The sequence below is a fragment of the Candidatus Frankia alpina genome (assembly GCF_902806485.1).
GTDB lineage: Bacteria > Actinomycetota > Actinomycetes > Frankiales > Frankiaceae > Frankia > Frankia alpina.
This window is the reverse complement of sequence record NZ_CADCWT010000367.1, coordinates 1-3,328: the sequence shown is the minus strand read 5'-3', so window position 1 is coordinate 3,328 and position 3,328 is coordinate 1. Positions and strand designations below refer to the sequence as shown.

The 3,328-nt window shown below is 72.5% G+C and carries 6 protein-coding genes; 4 read left to right on the top strand and 2 right to left on the bottom strand.

The window, feature by feature from the left end:
- Together G6R25_RS31025 and G6R25_RS31020 are read left to right on the top strand one after the other, a co-directional pair.
- Positions 1-632: glycosyltransferase (locus G6R25_RS31025; protein ID WP_419469405.1), on the top strand; the 632-nt coding region annotated here is incomplete at its 5' end.
- Positions 629-1,366, top strand: coding sequence for a glycosyltransferase family 4 protein (locus G6R25_RS31020; RefSeq protein WP_419469404.1), 738 nt, complete (start codon positions 629-631; stop codon positions 1,364-1,366). The genes G6R25_RS31025 and G6R25_RS31020, both read left to right, overlap by 4 nt.
- 36 nt (positions 1,367-1,402) lie before the next feature.
- Here the strand turns inward: G6R25_RS31020 and G6R25_RS28345 are convergent, their stop codons facing one another.
- Together G6R25_RS28345 and G6R25_RS28340 are read right to left on the bottom strand one after the other, a co-directional pair.
- Entirely contained in the window at positions 1,403-1,792 is a 390-nt protein-coding gene (locus tag G6R25_RS28345; RefSeq protein WP_235949467.1) for a hypothetical protein, read from the bottom strand.
- 114 nt (positions 1,793-1,906) lie between these two features.
- Positions 1,907-2,338, bottom strand: a complete 432-nt coding sequence (locus G6R25_RS28340; protein WP_235949466.1) for a PIG-L deacetylase family protein — start codon at positions 2,336-2,338, stop codon at positions 1,907-1,909.
- 113 nt (positions 2,339-2,451) lie between these two features.
- Here G6R25_RS28340 and G6R25_RS29980 point away from each other — a divergent pair, with 113 nt between their 5' ends.
- The gene (locus tag G6R25_RS29980) at positions 2,452-2,937 is read left to right on the top strand and encodes a hypothetical protein (RefSeq protein ID WP_336502388.1); all 486 of its coding nucleotides are present in this window, start codon (positions 2,452-2,454) and stop codon (positions 2,935-2,937) included.
- Between the two features lie 103 nt (positions 2,938-3,040).
- Positions 3,041-3,241 carry a hypothetical protein gene (locus tag G6R25_RS29975; protein ID WP_336502386.1) on the top strand — a complete coding sequence of 67 codons (201 nt, stop codon included), beginning with the start codon at positions 3,041-3,043 and terminating at the stop codon, positions 3,239-3,241.
- The last annotated feature ends 87 nt before the right edge of the window (positions 3,242-3,328 follow it).

The following is a 3,328-nucleotide window of genomic DNA, read 5'->3' as shown; positions in this document are numbered from 1 at the left end:
ACACTCACACCCCGCAACAATTACCCAACCTCACAAATCGTTGCCGGGAATGGCTCACTCTCTTCTTCTGCGAGCAGTATCCACCCGTCGTCTGGGACGGCGCGGGTACCTACACCGCGGCGCTGGCCACGGCGCTCGCGCAGCTCGGCCACGACGTCCACGTGCTGTGCGCGCAGGGATACCGGTTCGATGACTTGGTGGAGAACGGGGTGCACGTTCACCGGCGGCCGCTGCTACGAGTGCCGGTGAGCCGCGCGCTGGGAAGGCTCGGTGCCCAGCTCCGGGGGCCGCTGTACCCACGTGACTCACTGACGCTGCGGGCCAGCCTCCCACTTTCCTACAGCCTGTGGGCTCGCCAACTCGGGCTGCGACCGGACGTGATCGAGACGCAGGATGGCAAAACTCGCGCCCTGATCCAGGCCACCCGCCGCTCGGTGCCGCTGGCTATTCACCTACATTGCCCGACCATGCTCACGGTCCGGCTCGCAGGCCAGCCGCTCGGGGCGCAAGGGCTGCTCGCCGACCGGTTGGACCGAATCTCGGCCAGCCGGGCGGACGTGGTCACCTCGCCGTCGCAGCTGCTCGTCGACACGCTGCGGGAGCATGGCTGGGTAACCGTGAGGTCGAGGTGATCCCCAACCCCTTCGACGCGGAGCCGTGGCTCGGCATTCCCGACGTCGCCGACACCACGCCGACCATCGCCGTCGTGGGTCGACTCGAGGCATTCAAGGGGGTGGACGTCATCCTCGACGCCTCGGCACGCCTGCGCGCTGCGGGGGTGTCGCACCGACTGCTGTTCGCGGGGCGCTCCGCCGGTGAGATCGACGGGATTCCCTCGGGCGAGTGGCTCGCCCGCCGGGCGTTTCAGCTCGGGCTGGACGTCGAGTTCACCGGTCATCTGTCCGGTTCCCAGCTCCACGACGTCTACCGGCGGGCCCGGGTCGTCGCCGTGCCGAGCCGCTTTGAGAGCTTCTCGATCGTCGCCGCTGAGGCGATGGCGGCCGGGCGGCCGGTGGTGACCACGAACCAGGCTGGGGTCGCGCCCTTCGTCGAGCGGTGGGAGGCCGGGTGTTCGGTGCCGGCCGGCGATCCGGCGCCGCTGGCGGACGCGCTGGCGCCGTTCCTGCTCGCCCCCGCGCGGGCGAGCGCGTTCGGGGCCCGGGGTCGCCTCGGCGTGGTCGAGCTCGAACCCGCGGCCATCGCCCGCCGCAAGGTCGAGGCGTACCGGCGGGCCATCGAGCACTTCGAGGCGCATGGCCTGCCGCAGCAGCGTCACCGGTCAAGCGCCCCGGCCAACGACGGCCTGTACCCCGACCTGGCTCGGGAGCGGCGCCGGCACTGGCAGTGGACCTCCCCTCGCCACTGACGATGGCAGCGGCGCCGCCACCGGTCGCCGCGCCCGCTACGGGCGCCGGCTGGTGGCGGGGCCGAGCCGCCACGGGCGGTCGAAGTCAAGGTGCCGCAGCGCCCCCGCGGCGACGTAGACCTCGTACGGGCTCTGCAGCGTCGCGAGCAGCGCGCCGGTCACCGCGGCGTCGTCGGACCCCGCGTCGCCGGGCCCCACCTGGGTGGCATGCTCCGCGAGGGCCCGGCGCTGGCGCGCCCGCAGATCGGTCGCGTCCACCAGCAGCGGACGGCGCTCCCGCAACCGGTGGAGAGGCTGGACAAACAGCCGCTGCGCCGACCAGCCCGCCGACCCGTACCCCAGGGTCCAGGGCCAGTGCGTCCAGAACCAGACCGTGTATTCGAGCACCTGGCCGCGGAAGCCGGTCGCCGCCACCGCCCGGCGCACCGCCTCGTTGGTCGCATCGTGGTCCGGGTGCCCCTCGCACGAGGTCGGCGCCAGGATCTGCTCGGGCGCGAGGGTCCCGATGAGCTCGCCGAGGCGCGTGGCGACGGCGTCGACCTAGTCGGTGAGCTCCGCGTCGGGAAAGCCGAGGAAGAGCACGTCGGATTCGCCGACGTCCAGCAGGACGCAGGCCCGGCGGGTCTCCACCTTACGCATCTCGATCAACTCCGCGGGCGGCAGCGTCGCCGGCTCCCCGCGGGAACCGTCGCTGACGATCACGACCGTGACCGGGGTGCCGGCGGCCCGCTTGCGCAGGATGGCCACCGCGCACCCCAACGTCTCGTCGTCCGGATGCGGGGCGACGACGAGGCAGGATTTCGTCGTCATGGACGAGGTGATGTCGATGCCGCGCCGGGTCCAGGCCCGACGCCACAGCGAGCGCGCCGGCACCATCACCCGATCGCGCACCGTCTCCGGATCCCCCAGGATCACCCGGCGGACCGCCTTCGCCACATCCATCCCGTCGATCTCCCCGTGCGACAGCTTCACCCGGCCGGCCCTCGCCTGCGCCGGGGGAAACGAGACGCCCCGACCCCGATCTCCGGCCAGGATCACTGTAGCGAGCGGCTCCGACGTCCTCGCCCGCAGCCGGCGACCATGACGTGGTCAGCCCCCAGATGCTCTCGCTGATGCGCCGAGTGCTGGGCGGCGAGCGGGTCCACGAGATCGTCGAGGCGTTCGGCCGGTGCCTCGACGTGCACCTGGTGCCCATCCCGGATGCCCCCGACACGGTGGAGGTCGTCGCCGCGATCGGCACCGACATCACCGATCGCCAGCAGGCCCTGGCGAGCCTGCGCCAGCGGTCCGCCGAACAGGCCCTCGTCGCCGACCTCGTGCAGGCCCACCACATGGACGAGACCGGCGAGTGGCGCGGCCTGCTCGCCCGCGCGGATCGACGCGAACCCCCCACAGCGCCCCCGCTCCCCACCGACCAGGACACCCGGTTCCTCCACTCTGCCACCGCTCCCTGCACGACGGTCTCACCGGGCTACCGAACCGAACCGCACCGCGCTCCTCGATCACCTCGACCGGGCGCTGCACCGCGCCCAGCACAACGCCCGGCTGGTCCAAGCGGTACGACCCGGTGACCTGGTCGGCCGGCTCTCCGGCGACGAGTTCGCCGTCCTGTGCGAGGACGTCACCAGCATCGGCCTCGCCCTGTCCGGCCCCCTGCTCGACGACGGAGAGCAATTGCTGAACGCCGCCGACATCGCGATGTACGCCGCGAAACGAGCCGGCCCAGGACAGCGCATCGCCTACGACCGGTCCCTGCGCACCGGGCTGATGGACCAGCTCGGCCACGCCGACGCGCCGCGGCACGCCCCGAACGCGAACGACCTGGCCACGCTGCAGGTCACCGCGGTGTCGACGCTCCTGCACGGCGCGCTCTGACCCGGGCACCGGGCCGGTCGCGGCGCCCCGGAGCCGTCGACCGCTTCGGGTCCTCGCCCACCGGTTGGGTCGGGGCGATCCCATTGT